Annotated in this window: 11 protein-coding genes; 6 read left to right on the top strand and 5 right to left on the bottom strand. The window is 71.3% G+C overall.

Annotated elements, in window-relative coordinates; all coding sequences use genetic code 11:
* Positions 1-7: 7 nt before the first annotated feature.
* From FPT20_RS10190 to FPT20_RS10175, 4 genes are all read right to left on the bottom strand, one after another.
* Positions 8-943, bottom strand: coding sequence for a quinone oxidoreductase family protein (locus FPT20_RS10190; RefSeq protein ID WP_158864943.1), 936 nt, complete (start codon positions 941-943; stop codon positions 8-10).
* Between the two features lie 89 nt (positions 944-1,032).
* Positions 1,033-2,136: an NYN domain-containing protein gene (locus FPT20_RS10185; protein ID WP_158864941.1), complete on the bottom strand. Its 1,104-nt coding sequence runs from the start codon at positions 2,134-2,136 to the stop codon at positions 1,033-1,035.
* Between the two features lie 22 nt (positions 2,137-2,158).
* Positions 2,159-3,589 carry an aspartate aminotransferase family protein gene (locus tag FPT20_RS10180; RefSeq protein ID WP_158864939.1) on the bottom strand — a complete coding sequence of 477 codons (1,431 nt, stop codon included), beginning with the start codon at positions 3,587-3,589 and terminating at the stop codon, positions 2,159-2,161.
* A gap of 11 nt (positions 3,590-3,600) precedes the next feature.
* Positions 3,601-5,085 carry a CoA-acylating methylmalonate-semialdehyde dehydrogenase gene (locus FPT20_RS10175; RefSeq protein ID WP_158864937.1) on the bottom strand — a complete coding sequence of 495 codons (1,485 nt, stop codon included), beginning with the start codon at positions 5,083-5,085 and terminating at the stop codon, positions 3,601-3,603.
* Positions 5,086-5,219: 134 nt separating this feature from the next.
* Between FPT20_RS10175 and FPT20_RS10170 the strand changes: the two genes are divergently transcribed.
* The gene (locus tag FPT20_RS10170; protein WP_158864934.1) at positions 5,220-6,884 is read left to right on the top strand and encodes a PucR family transcriptional regulator; all 1,665 of its coding nucleotides are present in this window, start codon (positions 5,220-5,222) and stop codon (positions 6,882-6,884) included.
* Positions 6,885-6,896: 12 nt separating this feature from the next.
* Here FPT20_RS10170 and FPT20_RS10165 read toward each other — a convergent pair whose 3' ends face one another.
* Positions 6,897-8,303: an NAD(P)/FAD-dependent oxidoreductase gene (locus FPT20_RS10165; protein WP_158868042.1), complete on the bottom strand. Its 1,407-nt coding sequence runs from the start codon at positions 8,301-8,303 to the stop codon at positions 6,897-6,899.
* Between the two features lie 267 nt (positions 8,304-8,570).
* Here FPT20_RS10165 and FPT20_RS10160 point away from each other — a divergent pair, with 267 nt between their 5' ends.
* From FPT20_RS10160 to FPT20_RS10140, 5 genes are all read left to right on the top strand, one after another.
* Positions 8,571-9,608, top strand: a complete 1,038-nt coding sequence (locus tag FPT20_RS10160) for a LacI family DNA-binding transcriptional regulator (RefSeq protein ID WP_158864932.1) — start codon at positions 8,571-8,573, stop codon at positions 9,606-9,608.
* Positions 9,609-9,747: 139 nt separating this feature from the next.
* Positions 9,748-11,052 (top strand): ABC transporter substrate-binding protein, encoded by a 1,305-nt coding sequence (locus FPT20_RS10155; protein ID WP_158864930.1) that lies wholly within the window; start codon positions 9,748-9,750, stop codon positions 11,050-11,052.
* A gap of 77 nt (positions 11,053-11,129) precedes the next feature.
* A complete protein-coding gene (locus FPT20_RS10150) occupies positions 11,130-12,113 on the top strand; it encodes a carbohydrate ABC transporter permease (RefSeq protein ID WP_158864928.1) in 984 nt (327 codons plus the stop codon).
* A complete protein-coding gene (locus FPT20_RS10145) occupies positions 12,106-12,945 on the top strand; it encodes a carbohydrate ABC transporter permease (protein WP_158864926.1) in 840 nt (279 codons plus the stop codon). The genes FPT20_RS10150 and FPT20_RS10145 overlap by 8 nt, the downstream gene beginning before the upstream one ends.
* Positions 12,946-12,991: 46 nt before the next feature.
* A complete protein-coding gene (locus tag FPT20_RS10140) occupies positions 12,992-14,920 on the top strand; it encodes a cellulase family glycosylhydrolase (RefSeq protein ID WP_158864924.1) in 1,929 nt (642 codons plus the stop codon).
* Positions 14,921-15,019: the final 99 nt, after the last annotated feature.

Here is a 15,019-nt window from a genome sequence, read left to right as displayed (position 1 = left end):
AGCGGGCTCAGGGCAGCAGTGCGATCTTGCCGCCGGGGTGCCCTTCGGCGAGGAAGGCCAGCGCCTCGGGTGCCTGCGCCAGCGGATAGGTCCGCGCGATGGGCACCTGCAGCCGCCCCTCTCCGGCGAGCTGGAGGAGGCGGGCCCGCACCGAGTCGCGGTAGGCCTGGCTCCCCGGCTGAGCGCCGAAGACCGCGTGGAACCCCTCCTGTTCCGCGCGGTCCGCTGCGACGATGGTGACGATCCGCAGGCGGTCGGGCACGAGCTCCAGCGAGACATCGACGGCTTCCGCGGTTCCGACCGTGTCGAGGGCGGCCGCGATCGGGCCCTGCGCGGCCTCGCGGACGCGCTCGGCGAGCCCTGGATCGTAGGCCACGGGGAGGCCCCCGAACCGGCGGACCCGATCGAAGCTGCGCTCGCTCGCCGTGCCGATGACGCGGGCGCCGAGCTCGGCGGCCTGCTGCAGCACGCTCACGCCGACCGCACCGGACGCGCCGTGGACGAGGATCGTCTCGCCCGCACGCACGTCGGTGACGTGGAGCATCTGTGCCGCGGTCGTCCCGGCCAGGAGGAGGTTCGCCGCCTCCTCGTCGGCGAGCCGCGGCGGCTTGGCGAAGACATCTTTCGCGGGAACGGTCACCTCGGTCGCGTAGCCGCCCTGGATGCGGAAGGCGACGACCTCGTCGCCGGGAGCACCGCCTCCCGATGCGATCTCGGTGCCGGGTCCGAGGGCCGAGATCACCCCGGCGACCTCGTAGCCGATGGGCACCGGGAGGGTCACGCCGGGACGCGGTGCCCGGACGTGCTTCGCGTCGGCCGGGTTCACGCCCGCCGCGGTCACCCGGATCGTCACCTCACCGGCGCCGGGTGCGGGGGTCTTGACCTCCGCGAACTCCCAGTCCTCCGGTCCGCCCCAATTCGTCGCCATCCACTGTCGTGCCATGGCCTGCATGCAACCCGCCGAAGCTGTGTGCCCGCTTGGTGTCAGCAGGAACGAGGGTCAGGAGGAGCGCGAGCCAGGAGGGACGCGGGTCAGGAGTTCACCGGGTCGGTGGCCCGGCCGCTGTGGCGCGCCCGGCGCGGCCTGGTCGGCGCGAGGCGCACGAGCTGGGCCGTCGTGCTGTCGTCGAGCTCGACGAGGTCGGCGCGGGACTTCACGAAGTCGCTGAACGACCGGTACCCGAGCGCCTTCTCGCTGAACGACGGGTCCATCCGCTTCATCTGGCTCTTGACGGTCCCGCTGTTCAGCCAGTCGGAGTCGTCCTTCTCGTGCCCGAGCTGCATGGCGCGGGCGAGGAGGCGCGTGGCCGTCTGCTGGCGCTCGTCGAGGGTCTCGTCGGAGGCCTCGACGACAGCGGCGGGCTCGGCCGCCTCTTTCGGCTTCCGTGAGGAGCGCCTCCGGGCGGATGTCGCGGGCTTTTCGGCCGGCGCCGCACCGTCCTTCGCCGCGGGGACAGTCGGCGCGGCAGGCTCTGCGACCGCGGCGGCTGCGGTCTCGTCGGCCTCAGCGGCCTCAGCGGCCTCTTCGACCTCGACCTCGGGAGCGATCGCCGCGTCGGCGGCTTCGTCGCGGGCGACGCCCGGGAGATCGTCGTAGCTGACGAACTCGTCGCAGGCGGCCGCGAGCGATTTCGCCGTGGATCCGGCGACTCCGATGCCGACGACGTAGCGGCCGAGGCGGCGGATGCGCTGGGCCAGCGGGACGTAGTCGGAGTCGCCGGCCACGATCACGACGTGCGTGAGCTCCGGAAGGCGGAACAGGTCCTCGACGGCGTCGACCGCCAGACGGATGTCGGCGCCGTTCTTGGCGTAGGCGGCCGCGGGGAACAGCTGCACCAGGTCTACGGCGCGCCCGACGAGCTGGCCGCGGTACTCGGCGTTGACCGCCGAGGACCAGTCGGCGTAGGCCCGTGTCAGCACGAGCGTCCCGAAGGACGAGTCGAAGTCGAGGATCGCGCCGAGGTCGACGCGGGCCTCCTCCAGTTTGTCGGCGAAAGCGCCCTTCGGAGCGGCCGAGCTCGACTTCGGGCGGTCGCGCATGTACGACCCGCGTCCGTGGACCTGGTCGTACCGCGAGATCACGATGTTGTCGAAGTCGATGTAGACCGCGACGCGGCCGTCTCCGGGTTCACTCATCTGCTCACACTATCGGCCCGGGTCAGCGCGCGTAGCGGTCGGCGACCGCCAGAGCGGCGTCGATGGCCGCCAGGCCGCGGCGCAGCTCGTCCTCCTCGATGATCAGCGGCGGCGCGATGTGCACGCGGTTGAAGTGGGTGAACGGCCATACGCCGGCCTTCTTGCAGGCGGCGGCGACCTCGGCCATCGGGGCCGCGTCGGCACCCGTCGCGTTGAACGGGACGAGCGGCTCCCGCGTCTCGCGGTCGCGCACGAGTTCCAGCGCCCAGAACAGCCCGCGGCCGCGCACCTCCCCGAGCGACGGGTGGCGGTCGAGCCAGGAGGTGATCTCCGGCTCGACGACCCGGCTGCCGAGGTCGCGCACGCGCTCGAGGATGCCGTCGCGCTCGAAGACGTCGAAGGTCGCCACGCCGGCGGCGCACGCGAGCGGGTGACCGGAGTACGTCAGGCCGCCCTGGAACGACACGTCGTCGAAGAAGGAGGCGATCGCGTCCGAGATCACGACGCCGCCGAGCGGCACGTACCCGGAGTTGACGCCCTTCGCGAAGGTGATGAGGTCGGGGACGACATCGAAGGCGTCGACGGCGAACCACTCGCCGACGCGGCCGAAGCCGACCATCACCTCGTCGGCGATGTAGACGATGCCGTACCGGTCGCACAGCTCGCGCACACCGGCGAGGTAGCCCGGGGGAGGGACGAGCACGCCGTTCGTGCCGACGATCGTCTCGATGATGATCGCGGCGACGGTCGCGGCGCCCTCCAGCACGATGACGTTCTCGAGGTGCTCCAGGGCTCGGGCCGTCTCCTCCTCGGGGCTCGTCGAGTGGAACGCGGACCGGTACGGGTACGGGCCGAAGAAGTGCGCCACGGAGGGGTCGCTCGGCTCGTTCGCCCACCGGCGCGGGTCGCCGGTGAGCGCGATCGCCGTGGCCGTACCGCCGTGGTACGAGCGGTACATCGACAGCACCTTGCGGCGGCCGGTCACCCGCCGGGCGAGCCGGACCGCGTACTCGTTGGCGTCCGCGCCTCCATTGGTGAAGAACACCGAGTCGAGCGTGCCGGGCGCGACGCCCGCGATGCGGCGGGCGAGCTCGCCGCGCACGTCGTTCGCCATCGACGGCTGGATCGTCGCCAGCCGGCCGGCCTGCTGCTGGATAGCGGCGACGAGGTCGGGGTGCTGGTGCCCGAGGTTGAGGTTGACGAGCTGCGAGCTGAAGTCGAGGAAGGCGTTGCCCTGGTAGTCCCAGAACGTGGAGCCCTCACCGGCCGCGATCGGCAGCGGGTCGATCTGCGCCTGTGCGCTCCAGGAGTGGAACACGTGACTGCGGTCGTCGCTGCGCACCTGCGCCTCGGCCTCGGCGTCGCCGAAGGGGTGCTGGACGCCGTGCCGGTCGGCGAAGCCGGTGCGCTCGGCGGCGCCGGTCCGGGCCGCGGCGGGGAGGGTGTCGGTCATGATGGCTCCGATCAGGAGTTGCCGGGGAAGGAGAGGTTCACGCGGGACTGGACGGGGTCGGGCCAGCGCGTGGTCACGACCTTGCTCCGCGTGTAGAAGTGGAAGGACTCCGGTCCGTAGATGTGCGAGTCGCCGAACAGCGAGTTCTTCCAGCCGCCGAAAGAGTACGCCCCGACCGGCACCGGGATGGGCACGTTGATGCCGACCATCCCGACCTCGATCTCGAACTCGAACCGGCGGGCGGCGCCTCCGTCGCGGGTGAACAGGGCGACGCCGTTGCCGTACGGGTTGTCGTTCACGAGCTCGACGGCCTCCTCGAAGGTGTCGACGCGCACGACGGACAGCACGGGGCCGAAGATCTCGTCGTCGTAGGCCCTCATGCCGGGCTTCACGTGGTCGAGGAGGCTGACGCCGACGAAGAAGCCGTCTCCGTCGAACGAGCGCCGGGTGCCGTCCTCGACCACGGTCGCGCCCTCGGCGGCGGCGCCCGTCACGTACGAGGCGACCTTGTCGCGGTGCTCGCGGGTGATGAGCGGCCCCATCTCGCTGGCCGGGTCGGTCCCGCGCCCGATGCGGAGCGCACCGATGCGCCGCTGGATGGCGGGGACCAGCCGATCCCCGACCTCGCCGACGGCGACGACGACGCTGACCGCCATGCAGCGCTCGCCCGCGGAGCCGTACGCCGCGGAGACGGCGGCGTCCGCGGCGGCGTCGATGTCCGCGTCCTCCAGGACGACCATGTGGTTCTTCGCGCCGCCGAGTGCCTGCACGCGCTTCCCGTTCGCGCTCGCGCGCTGGTAGATCGAGCGGGCGATCGGGGTCGAGCCGACGAAGCTCACCGCGGCGACGTCGGGGGAGTCGAGGATCGTGTCGACCGCCTCCTTGTCCCCGTGGACCACGTTGAGGACGCCGTCCGGGAGACCCGCCTCACGGAACAGGCCGGCCAGGAACACCGAGGCGCTCGGGTCCTTCTCGCTCGGCTTCAGCACGACGGTGTTGCCGCACGCGATGGCGCTCGCCACCATCCAGAGCGGGACCATCACCGGGAAGTTGAACGGCGTGATGCAGCCGACGACGCCGACCGGCTGCTTGACGCTGTGCACGTCGACGCCGGTCGAGACCTGCTCGCTGTACTCGCCCTTGAGCTTGTCGATGAGGCCGGAGGCGAACTCGACGTTCTCGAGGCCGCGCCCGATCTCGCCGGCCGCGTCGGAGAGCACCTTGCCGTGCTCGGAGGTGACGATCGCGGCCAGCTCGTCGCGGCGCTCGGTGAGCAGATGGCGGAGTCGGAACAGCACGTCCGCACGCTTGGTGAGGCTGGTCGCCCGCCACGCCGGGAAGGCCGCGCGCGCGGCGGCGATCGCCTGCTCGGTCTCGGCCGCGCTCGCGAGCACGACCTCGTGCTGCTGCTCGCCGGTGGCCGGGTCGAACACCGGACCGGTGCGGACCGGATCCCCGGCGGCGACGCCCGCGATGACATGACGGATGAGGGCCACAGTTCCTCCTCGATGCTCGCCGGACGTTCTGCCCGGCGAGGACAGTAAGCTTTCCTCCCAATGATCACAGAGCGAAGGGGCACGCGGTGATGCCAGATCGTCGGGGCTTGGGCAGCGACCACACAGATCGTCCGATGGGGGGTCAGAAGACCGCCTCCGTGCTGCCGACCGTGCGAGAGGTCCTCCGCATGGAGGCGCTCGCCGAAGGCCTCCCCGAGGTCGTCGCCGGCCGGGAGGGACTGGGCGCGCCGGTGCGCTGGGTGCACGTCGCCGAGACGGTCGCGGCCGCCCGGCTGGTCTCCGGCGGAGAGCTCCTCCTCGCCACGGGCGTCGGCTGGCCGTCGGACGACGTCTCGCTCCGCAGGCTCGGCCGCCAGCTCGCCGACGACGGGGTGTCCGGGCTCGTGCTCGAGCTCGGCGATCCGATGCGGCAGGCGCCTCCCGCGCTCGTGGCAGAGCTCGAGGCCGCGGGCGTGCCGTTCGTCGTCCTCCATCGCGAGATCCGCTTCGTGGCGGTCACCGAGGCGGTGCACTCCCGCATCATCGCCGACCAGATGACCGCGCTGCGGGCCCGCGACGAGCTCCACGCGCTGTTCACCCAGCTCGCCCTGCGCGGGAGCCCGGCCGAGTTCATCGTCGAACAGGCCGCCCGCGTCCTCGGGGCGCCGGTGGTGCTCGAGGACACCGGTCACCGGGTGATCACCGCCGACGGACTGTCGGACGAGGAGGCCGAGCTCGGCGGGTGGGAGCAGCGCTCGCGAGCAGCGCATCGCGCCGAGCCGTCTCCCGCGCGATCGGCGCCGGGCGCCGCCGACGGCGACTGGACGATCGTGCCGGTCGAGGCCCGGGGCCGGCGCTGGGGCTACCTCGTCGCCCTGCCCGGCCGGCCGCATCCGGCGGGGAGGTCGACCGTGCTCGAGCAGGCCGCCGTCGCACTCGCCCTCGGCCGGCTTGCTGAGCCGGACGACGTCTGGGTGCGGAGCAGCCAGGAGGCCCTCCTCGCCGCCCTGCTCGGCCGGCGCTTCGCCAGCGAAGGGGGGCTCGCGGCCCGGTTCGAGGCCGCCGGATTCCCCGTGACCGGGCGAGCGGTCGTCGGCGTCGCCGTCCGCCTCCGGCCGGCGCTGCCCCCGGAACCGATCGGCGACGTCGCGCGGCGTCTGGCCGACGCGGCGCGGTCGTGGGGTGCCGACGCTCTCGCGGGGGTGCACCCGGCGCTCCCGTCGACCGTCGTCGTCGCGCTCGCGGCGCGACCCGGCCGTCCCTTCTCGGATGCGCTGTTCGGCGCTCTCGCCGCGGCGGCGGGGCCAGGGGTGCGGTCGTCGGGCGCCCGCGGGGAGGAGCGGCGCGACGCGCCTCCCGTCGTCTCCGCGGGCTCCGAGTCCCGCGGGATCCCGGGGCTGCTCGCGTCCCTCGAGGAGGCCGCGGAGCTCTCAGCGCTCGCGGACCCGAGGCGCGCGATGGGCGCCTCCCGGGTCGTGCAGCGCGTCGAGCACCGGCCCCTGCTGCGGCTGGTGACGGCGTTCGGCGGCGACCCCCGCATGCTCGAGCACACCGAGCAGCTGCTGGGCCCGCTGATCGAGTACGACCTGGCGACCGGCGGCGACCTCCTGGAAGTGCTTCGCGCCTACCTGACGCACCCGGGCAACCGCACGAGGGCGGCCGCGGCGAGCCACCTCTCGCGCTCCGTCTTCTACCAGCGGATCGCGCTCATCGAGGAGCTCCTCGGCATGGATCTCGACGACGGCGAGACGGTCGGCGCCCTGCACGCGGCGCTGCTCGCCCGCGGCGCTTCGGGCTGAGACCGACGGCGGCTACGAATCGAATCCCATGCCCGCCGCGTCGAGAGCGCGCAGGAAGAGGTTGCGCCGCCCCTCCCGATGATCGGCGCGGTCGAGCGACCAGCGCGTGAGCCCGATCCCGAGCGCGGCCGCGGGTTCGGGCGGGAACGGCACAGGGCGCGACCGCACCATCTCGAGGGCCGTTCGCTCGCTTTCGCGGCCGTCCAGCAGGTCGAGCATCACGCGGGCCCCGAAGTGCGTCGCCGCGACGCCGAGCCCGGTGTACCCGGTCGCGTATGCGACGCGGCCGCCGCGCGCCGTGCCGAAGAAGGCGCAGAACCGGCTGCAGGTGTCGATGGCCCCGGCCCAGCGGTGCGTGAAGCGGAGGCCCTCCAGCTGCGGGAAGGTCGTGAAGAAGTGCGAGGCCAGGCGGGTGAAGCTCGCCGGCCGCTCCTCGTAAGCGCTGCGCACCCGTCCGCCGTAGTGGTAGACGGCGTCGTAGCCGCCGAACAGGATGCGGTCGTCCTGCGTGAGCCGGTAGTAGTGGAACTGGTTCGCGGAGTCGCCGACGCCCTCGCGCCCCTCCCACCCGATGGAGGCGCGCTGCTCCGGCGTGAGCGGCTCGGTCATGAGCACGTAGTCGTAGACCGGGACGGTGGCCAGGCGGTTCCGCTTGAGGAGGCTGGGGAAGACGTTGGTCGCCAGGGCGGTCCGGCGCGCGCGGATCACAGCGTCCGGGGTCTCGAGCGTGGTCCCGTCGCCGATGGACTCGACCGGGCTGTGCTCGAACAGCTCGACGCCCGCGCTCTCGCAGGCGCGGGCGAGCGCGCGGGCCAGTCGCGCGGGGTGCACGAGCGCCGAGTCGCGCGGATGGAAGAGGCCGCCGAGGTAGGTGGGGGAGTCCACCCGGGCTCGCACCGCCTCCCGGTCGAGGAAGCGGGCGTCGTCGCCGTCGGCCTCCTCCCGCAGCCACTCGACCTGGTGCGGTTCGGTCGCTACGTCGATCGCGCCGTTGCGCTCGAAGCCCGCGTCGAGTCGCAGCTCGGCGACGGTGCGCTCGATCTCGTCGAGGTTCTCCCTCCCGAGTCGCCGGAGCTTCTCGAACTCGCCGGGCCAGCGGGTCCGGCCGTTCTCGTCGCCGTGCGTGAGGCTCGCCTCGCAGAAGCCGCCGTTGCGGCCCGACGCGGCCCATCCGATCCTGCGTCCCTCCAGGAGGACGACGCGCGCGGACGGATCCGCCCGCTTGGCCAGGAGGGCCGTCCACAGCCCGGTGTAGCCGCCGCCGACCACCGCGAGGTCGCACGAGATGTCGCCGGTGAGCCGGGGATAGTGGTCGCCGGGGGCGTCCTCGGTCCAGAAGACGGCGTTGCGCGACCCGCGCAGCGCGTGCGAGACGACGGCCGCCGCGGGCCGCTCGCGCTCGAATACCGTCGAACCCACCATCGACTCCCTCCGGCCCGGTGCCGCGCTGCCTGTCATTCTGCCGGGATGCGGCCGCCGCGACCGTCAGGAATCGCGTGGCCGGCCGGTCGGATCGTCCGGCGGCGGCGAACCCGGGCGGACTTCGGCGATTCGCGGGCTTCCACTGGTGCTGAACCGCTTCAGTGCCCGGTAACGTTGTGCCCGCAGCGACCCGATGCTGCGGCAGGCGCCCGCCCGAGGGCGCCGGGACGCGCCGTCCGGCGGCGCGTCCGGAAGGAGACGAGGATGTCCACGGAACGCGTGACGATCGGCGGCCTCGCCGAGCGGCTCGGCCTGTCGAAGGCGTCGGTCTCGTACGCCCTCAACGGCCAGGCCGGGGTGAGCGATCAGACCCGGCAGCGCGTCCTGGCTTTGGCGGAGGAGCTGGGCTGGCACCCGTCGTCCAGTGCGCGCGCTCTCTCGCTGGCCCGAGCCGACGCCATCGGGATCGTGCTCCGCCGCCATCCCGGGCTCCTCGGCACCGAGCCGTACTACATGAGCCTTCTCGCCGGCGTCGAGTCGGAGCTCGGCCAGACCGACCAGTCGCTCCTCCTCCGGATGGTGGGAGGCGCGGTCGGGCAGGACACCGCGGTCTACCGGCGCTGGAGCGCCGAACGCCGCGTGGACGGCGTGATGCTGTTCGACATCACGGACGGCGATCCGCGCCTCCCGCTGCTCGACGAGCTCGGGCTCGCCTTCGTGCTGCACGGCAACCGCGACTCGGTCGCTCCCGGCCGCGTGCTCCTGTACGACGCCGCCGGCGACGCACGGCTGCTCGTCGATCATCTCGCCTCCCTCGGCCACACGCGGGTGCTGCACATCCAGGGCCCCACCGAGTTCGAGCACGAGGTCGACCGGGCCACGGCGGTGTCCCGATGGTCGGAGGAGCACGGCATGCGCGTCTCGTTCGCCGCCTCCGACTACTCGATGGAGCAGGGCGAGCGGATCGCCGCGGAGCGTCTCGCGGCGGACCCCGGGATCACCGCCGTCCTCACCTCCAACGACCTCCTCGCGCTCGGCGTGCAGACGGCTCTCACCCGGGCGGCGCGTGACGATGTCGCGATCGTCTCCTGGGACGACTCGTTGCTGTGCCGCCTGGGCTCGCGGCCGATCACGGCCCTCGACCGGTTCCCGGAGGAGCAGGGGAGGCGCGCCACGCGCATGCTCCTCGACCAGCTCGCGGGCGTCGTGCCGGAGGTCTCGCACGCGCGGGCGTCCGAGCTCATCATGCGCGCGACGAGCGTCCCGGTCGGGCGACGCGGCGGCGCGGCGATCGCCGGCTGACGCGGCGGCGTACACCCGGGGAGGCGCCGATTTCAACGGTTGCGCTTACTGAACCGGTTAACTTATGCTCGCTGGAGCGCACCGTCGCGCATCAGGATCGACGGAGGCGCCCCTCCCATCAAGAGACGAAGGAGTCACAATGAGGAAACGCGCCATCGCCGCGGCCGCCATCGCCGCAGCGGTTTCGCTCGTGGTCGCGGGCTGCAGCAGCAGCTCGGGATCGGGGTCGTCGAGCGGGGGAACGCTCACGTACTGGGCCAGCAACCAGGGCACCAGCCTCGACAACGACAAGCAGGTCCTCACGCCGGTCCTCGACGAGTTCACGAAGGAGACCGGCACCAAGGTCAAGCTCGAGGTCATCGGCTGGAACGACCTCCAGACCCGCATCCAGACCGCGGTCACCTCGGGCCAGGGCCCGGACGTGCTGAACATCGGCAACACGTGGGCCTCCTCCCTCCAGGCGACCGGCGCCTTCCTGCCCTTCGACGACGCCAACATGAAGGCGATCGGCGGAAGCAGCAAGTTCGTCAAGACCGCGCTCGACACCGGCGGCGCCGCCGGCAAGCCCGTCACGAGCGTCCCGCTCTACGGACTGGCTTACGGCCTCTACTACAACAAGAAGATGTTCAGCGACGCGGGTGTGCAGCCTCCCACCACCTGGGAGGAGCTCGTCGCCGCGGCGAAGAAGCTCACCAACGGCACGCAGTACGGCTTCTCCCTCGCCGCGGGCAGCTACACCGAGAACGTGCACTTCGCCTTCATCAACGGCTCGCAGAACGGGGGCGAGTGGTTCGACAGCAAGGGGAACCCGACGTTCACCTCGCAGGCCAACGTCGACGGCATCAAGCGCTACCTCGACCTCATGCAGACCGACAAGGTCGTGAACCCGTCGAACGCGCAATACGACAACGGCGTGCAGGCTGTCAACGACTTCGCCACCGGCAAGGTCGCGATGATCCTCAGCCAGAACAACGCCGACTCCTCCATCGTCAAGAACGGCATGAAGAGCGACCAGTACGGGGTCGTCCCGTTCCCGGCGCCGGAGGGCGGCAAGAAGATCGCCTCGTTCCCGGCCGGCATCAACCTGTCGGTGTTCAAGAACACGAAGAACAAGGACGCGGCCCTCAAGTTCGTCAAGTACATGACGAGCTCCTCGGTGCAGTCGAGGCTCGCCAAGCCGTACGCCACGCTGCCGGTGCTCGCGGGCGCCAAGGCGGAGTTCACGGACAACGCCGACGAGGCGGCCACGTTCCAGAAGATCTACAACGAGATGGCGAAGCCGCTGCCGCTCGTCCCGGCGGAGGACCAGTTCGAGAACACCGTCGGGAAGGCGATGAACGACATGTTCGCCAAGATCGCCACCGGCGGCACGGTCTCCGACGCCGACATCAAGGCGGCGATGCAGACCGCGCAGGACCAGGTCAAGCAGTCGATGGGCGGCTGAGCCGGCCGCACGACCAGCACGGGGCGCGGCGCGGCACCGCGTCGCGCCCCGTGGCACCGACCAGCTGAAGGAGACCCATGTCGACGACGACAGACGTCCGCGGCCCGGCGAGCACCGCCCCGGCCGCCCCCGCCCCCGCCAAGCCGAAGCGGCGCCGCCCCAAGGGCTGGTGGCTGCCGCTCGTCCTGCTCGCGCCCGCCGTGGTGTTCGAGCTCCTCATCCACATCGTCCCGATGCTCACCGGCATCTGGATCAGCTTCCTGCAGCTGACGAAGTTCTTCATCGCGAACTGGGGCGAGGCCCCGTTCGTCGGACTGCACAACTACATGGTGGCGCTCGACTTCAACTCGTCGATCGGCGCGGGGCTCCTCCGCTCGTTCTTCGTCACGGTCGGGTTCACGATCCTCGTCGTCGGCCTCTCCTGGTTCTTCGGGATGGCCGCCGCCGTCGCCCTCCAGGGGAGGTTCCGCGGCCGCGCGATCTTCCGCACCCTGTTCCTCGTGCCGTACGCGCTGCCGCTCTACGCCGGCATCATCACCTGGAAGTTCATGTTCCAGAAGGACACCGGCGCGATCAACCACTTCCTCTTCGACAACCTCGGCCTGCCCGGGGACAAGCCGTTCTGGCTGATCGGGGGCAACGCCTTCTGGGCGATCGTCATCGTCGCCATCTGGAGGCTCTGGCCGTTCGCTTTCCTCATGCTGATGGCGGGCCTGCAGTCGATCCCGTCCGACGTCTACGAGGCCTCCGCGGTCGACGGTGCGAAGCCGTTCCGCCAGTGGCGCTCGATCACGCTCCCGATGCTGCGCCCGGTCAACGCGGTGCTGCTCCTCGTGATGTTCCTCTGGACCTTCAACGACTTCAACACGCCCTACGTGCTGTTCGGCGGCAACGCCCAGCCGGCCGCGGGCGACCTCATCTCGTTCCACATCTACAACGCGTCGTTCCTCACCTGGAACTTCGGCTCGGGGGCCGCCATGAGCGTGCTGCTGCTGCTGTTCCTGCTGGTCGTGACCGGCGCCTACCTGATCGTCGTCAACCGGAGGGACCGCCATGCGTGAGACCCGCTCCTCGCACATCTTCCGCTGGGTCGTGATCGTCTTCCTGACCCTCTTCACGGTCGTGCCGCTCTACGTGATGGTCACGTCGTCGATGAAGCCGCTGTCGGAGGTGCAGAGCGCCTTCACCTGGTGGCCCCAGACGATCACGTTCCAGCCATTCATCGACATGTGGACGACGGTCCCGCTCGCGTCGTACTTCGTCAACAGCCTCATCGTCTCGAGCGCGGCGACCCTCATCTCGCTCGTCATCGCGGTCTTCGCGGCCTACGCCGTGTCGCGCTACCGCTTCAAGGGGCGGAACGTGTTCACGACGACGGTGCTGTCGACCCAGATGTTCCCGGGCGTGCTGTTCCTCCTCCCGCTGTTCCTGATCTTCGTGAACATCAACCAGGCGGTCGGGATCCAGCTCGTCGGCACCCGGTGGGGCCTCATCATCACGTACTTCACGTTCGTGCTGCCCTTCTCGATCTGGATGCTCGCGGGCTACTTCGACGGCATCCCGCGCGATCTCGACGAGGCGGCGAAGGTCGACGGCTCCGGCCCCATGGGCGCGCTCTGGCACGTGGTGCTCCCGGCCGCCCGTCCCGGGCTCATCGCCGTCGCCATCTATTCGTTCATGACGAGCTGGGGCGAGGTGCTCTTCGCCTCCGTCATGACGACCGACGAGAACCGGACCCTGGCCGTGGGCCTGCAGCTGTACTCGACCCAGACGAACGTGTACTGGAACCAGATCATGGCCGCCTCGCTGGTGGTCTCGATCCCGATCGTCGTCGCCTTCCTCCTGCTGCAGCGCAACTTCGTCGCGGGCCTCACGGCCGGCGCCGTCAAGTAGCCCGCCGCGCCGCGCCGCGCGCCGCCCCACCGTCCCGAAAGGCATCATGGACCGTCCTTCCTCCGTGCTCTCCGTCGGAGACGCCCCGGTCGTCTGGCTGGGCGCCAACTTCTGGTCCCGGACCGGCGGCCCCCTCATGTGGACCCGGTACGACCCGGAGGTGGTCCGCCAGGAGCTGCAGGTGCTCGCCGAGCACGGCCTCACGATGACTCGCTCGTTCTTCTACTGGCCGGACTTCCACCCGACGCCCGACTCTCTCGACGAGCAGTGCGTGGCGAACTTCGCGGACTTCCTCGACGCCCACATCGAGGTCGGCATGACCACCGTGCCCACCTTCCTCGTCGGGCACATGTCGGGCGAGAACTGGGACCCCGCCTGGCGGGAAGGCCGGGACCTGTACAGCGACGTGTGGTTCGTGGGGCGGCAGGCCTGGTATGTGCGCGAGCTCACTGCGCGGTTCGCCGCGCACCCGGCCGTCGGCGGGTGGCTCCTCACCAACGAGGTGCCGATCTACGGCGGGGAGGCGCCCCGCCCGGTCGTCGACGCGTGGGCGTCCCTCCTCGTGAACGCGGTGCGCGCCGGGGGAGGGACGCAGCCGGTGGCCGTCGGCGACGGCGCCTGGGGGATCGAGACGACCGGTCACGACAACGGCTTCTCCGTCGGTGACCTGGCGCGGTACACCGACTTCATCGGTCCGCACGTCTACCGGATGGAGACCGACCAGGTGCGCCAGCACCTCAAGGCCGCGTACATCGCCGAGCTCGCCGCCGGCGATGGGCTCCCCGTGATCATGGAGGAGTTCGGGTTGTCGAGCGACTTCGTGTCGGACGCGGGCGCCGCCTCCTACTACCGGCAACTGCTCTACTCGACGCTGCTCGCGGGGGCGACCGGGTGGATCGCGTGGAACAACACGGACTACGACGACCTCGCCGGCCAGCGCCCGTACTCGCACCACCCCTTCGAGATGCATTTCGGGATCACCGATCGGCACGGGAACCCGAAGCCGCCCCTCCGGGAGCTCGCCCGGTTCGCGTCCGATCTGGCGGCGATCGACCTGGCCTCGGCCCGGCGCGCTCCGGTCGACGCGGCGCTGGTCGTCCCGTCGCACCTCGCTGCCGACTATCCCTTCACCCAGGAGGCGGAGCGGGCGCACATCGTCGCGACGGGCGAGCAGGCGTACGTCGCCGCTCATGAGGCGCACATCCCGGTGGCGGTCGTCCGCGAGAAGGAGGACGGCGGGCTTCCGGCGGGGTACGGGCTGTACCTGCTGCCGTCGGTGAAGCAGCTCTGCGCCTCCTCGTGGCAGCAGCTCATCGGGTTCGCCGAGCAGGGTGCGACGGTCTACGCCTCCTACTCGCACGGTGACAGCCCGGTCCAGCGGGGCCCGTGGTGGACGAGCAGCGAGGAGCTGTTCGGGGTGCGCCCGGACAGTGCGTACGGGCTCGCGGAGCCGGTGACCGACGAGCTCGTCGAACTGCGGTTCGTGGAGGCGTTCGGCAACCTGCCTGCGGGAGCCGCGCTGTCGTTCCGACCAGCCGGGGGAGAGAACGGGCGCACGCGCCTCCCGGTCACGGCGACCTCGGGAAGAGTCGTCGCCGTGGACGCGCTGGGGCGCCCCGCGATCGTGGTGAAGGAGCACGGTGCCGGACGGGCAGTGCTGTGCACCTACCCGCTCGAGTTCTTCGCCTCGGCGCAGGGGCGCGTCAACCCCGAAGAGACGTGGCGGGTGTACGACGCGCTCGCCGCGGCGGCCGATCTCGAACGCGACGTCCGGCTCGACGACCCGCTCGTGTTCGCGGACTCGCTGGTGCACGCCGACGGCCGCCGGTTCGTGGTGTTCCTCTCGGAGCACGAGGGGCCCGTCACCGTGACGCCCGAGGTCGCCGGCCGCCTGCGCACTCTCGGCGGGGAGGCGTCTCCGACGCTGACGCTCGAGCCGTACGGCGTGGCGGTCCGGGAGCTCCTCCTCGACTGACCCCGCCCCACCATCGAGTCCCCCCAGAGTGCTGGGTCGGGCGCCGAAAACGTGAAGTCTTGGGGGACTCGATGGTGGGGGGTGCGCCGAGAGGGGGCG

It is taken from the genome of Leifsonia sp. AG29 (genome assembly GCF_009765225.1).
Lineage (GTDB): Bacteria > Actinomycetota > Actinomycetes > Actinomycetales > Microbacteriaceae > Leifsonia.
Note: the sequence above shows the minus strand (reverse complement) of the source record. Positions and strands in the feature narration are given on the sequence as shown.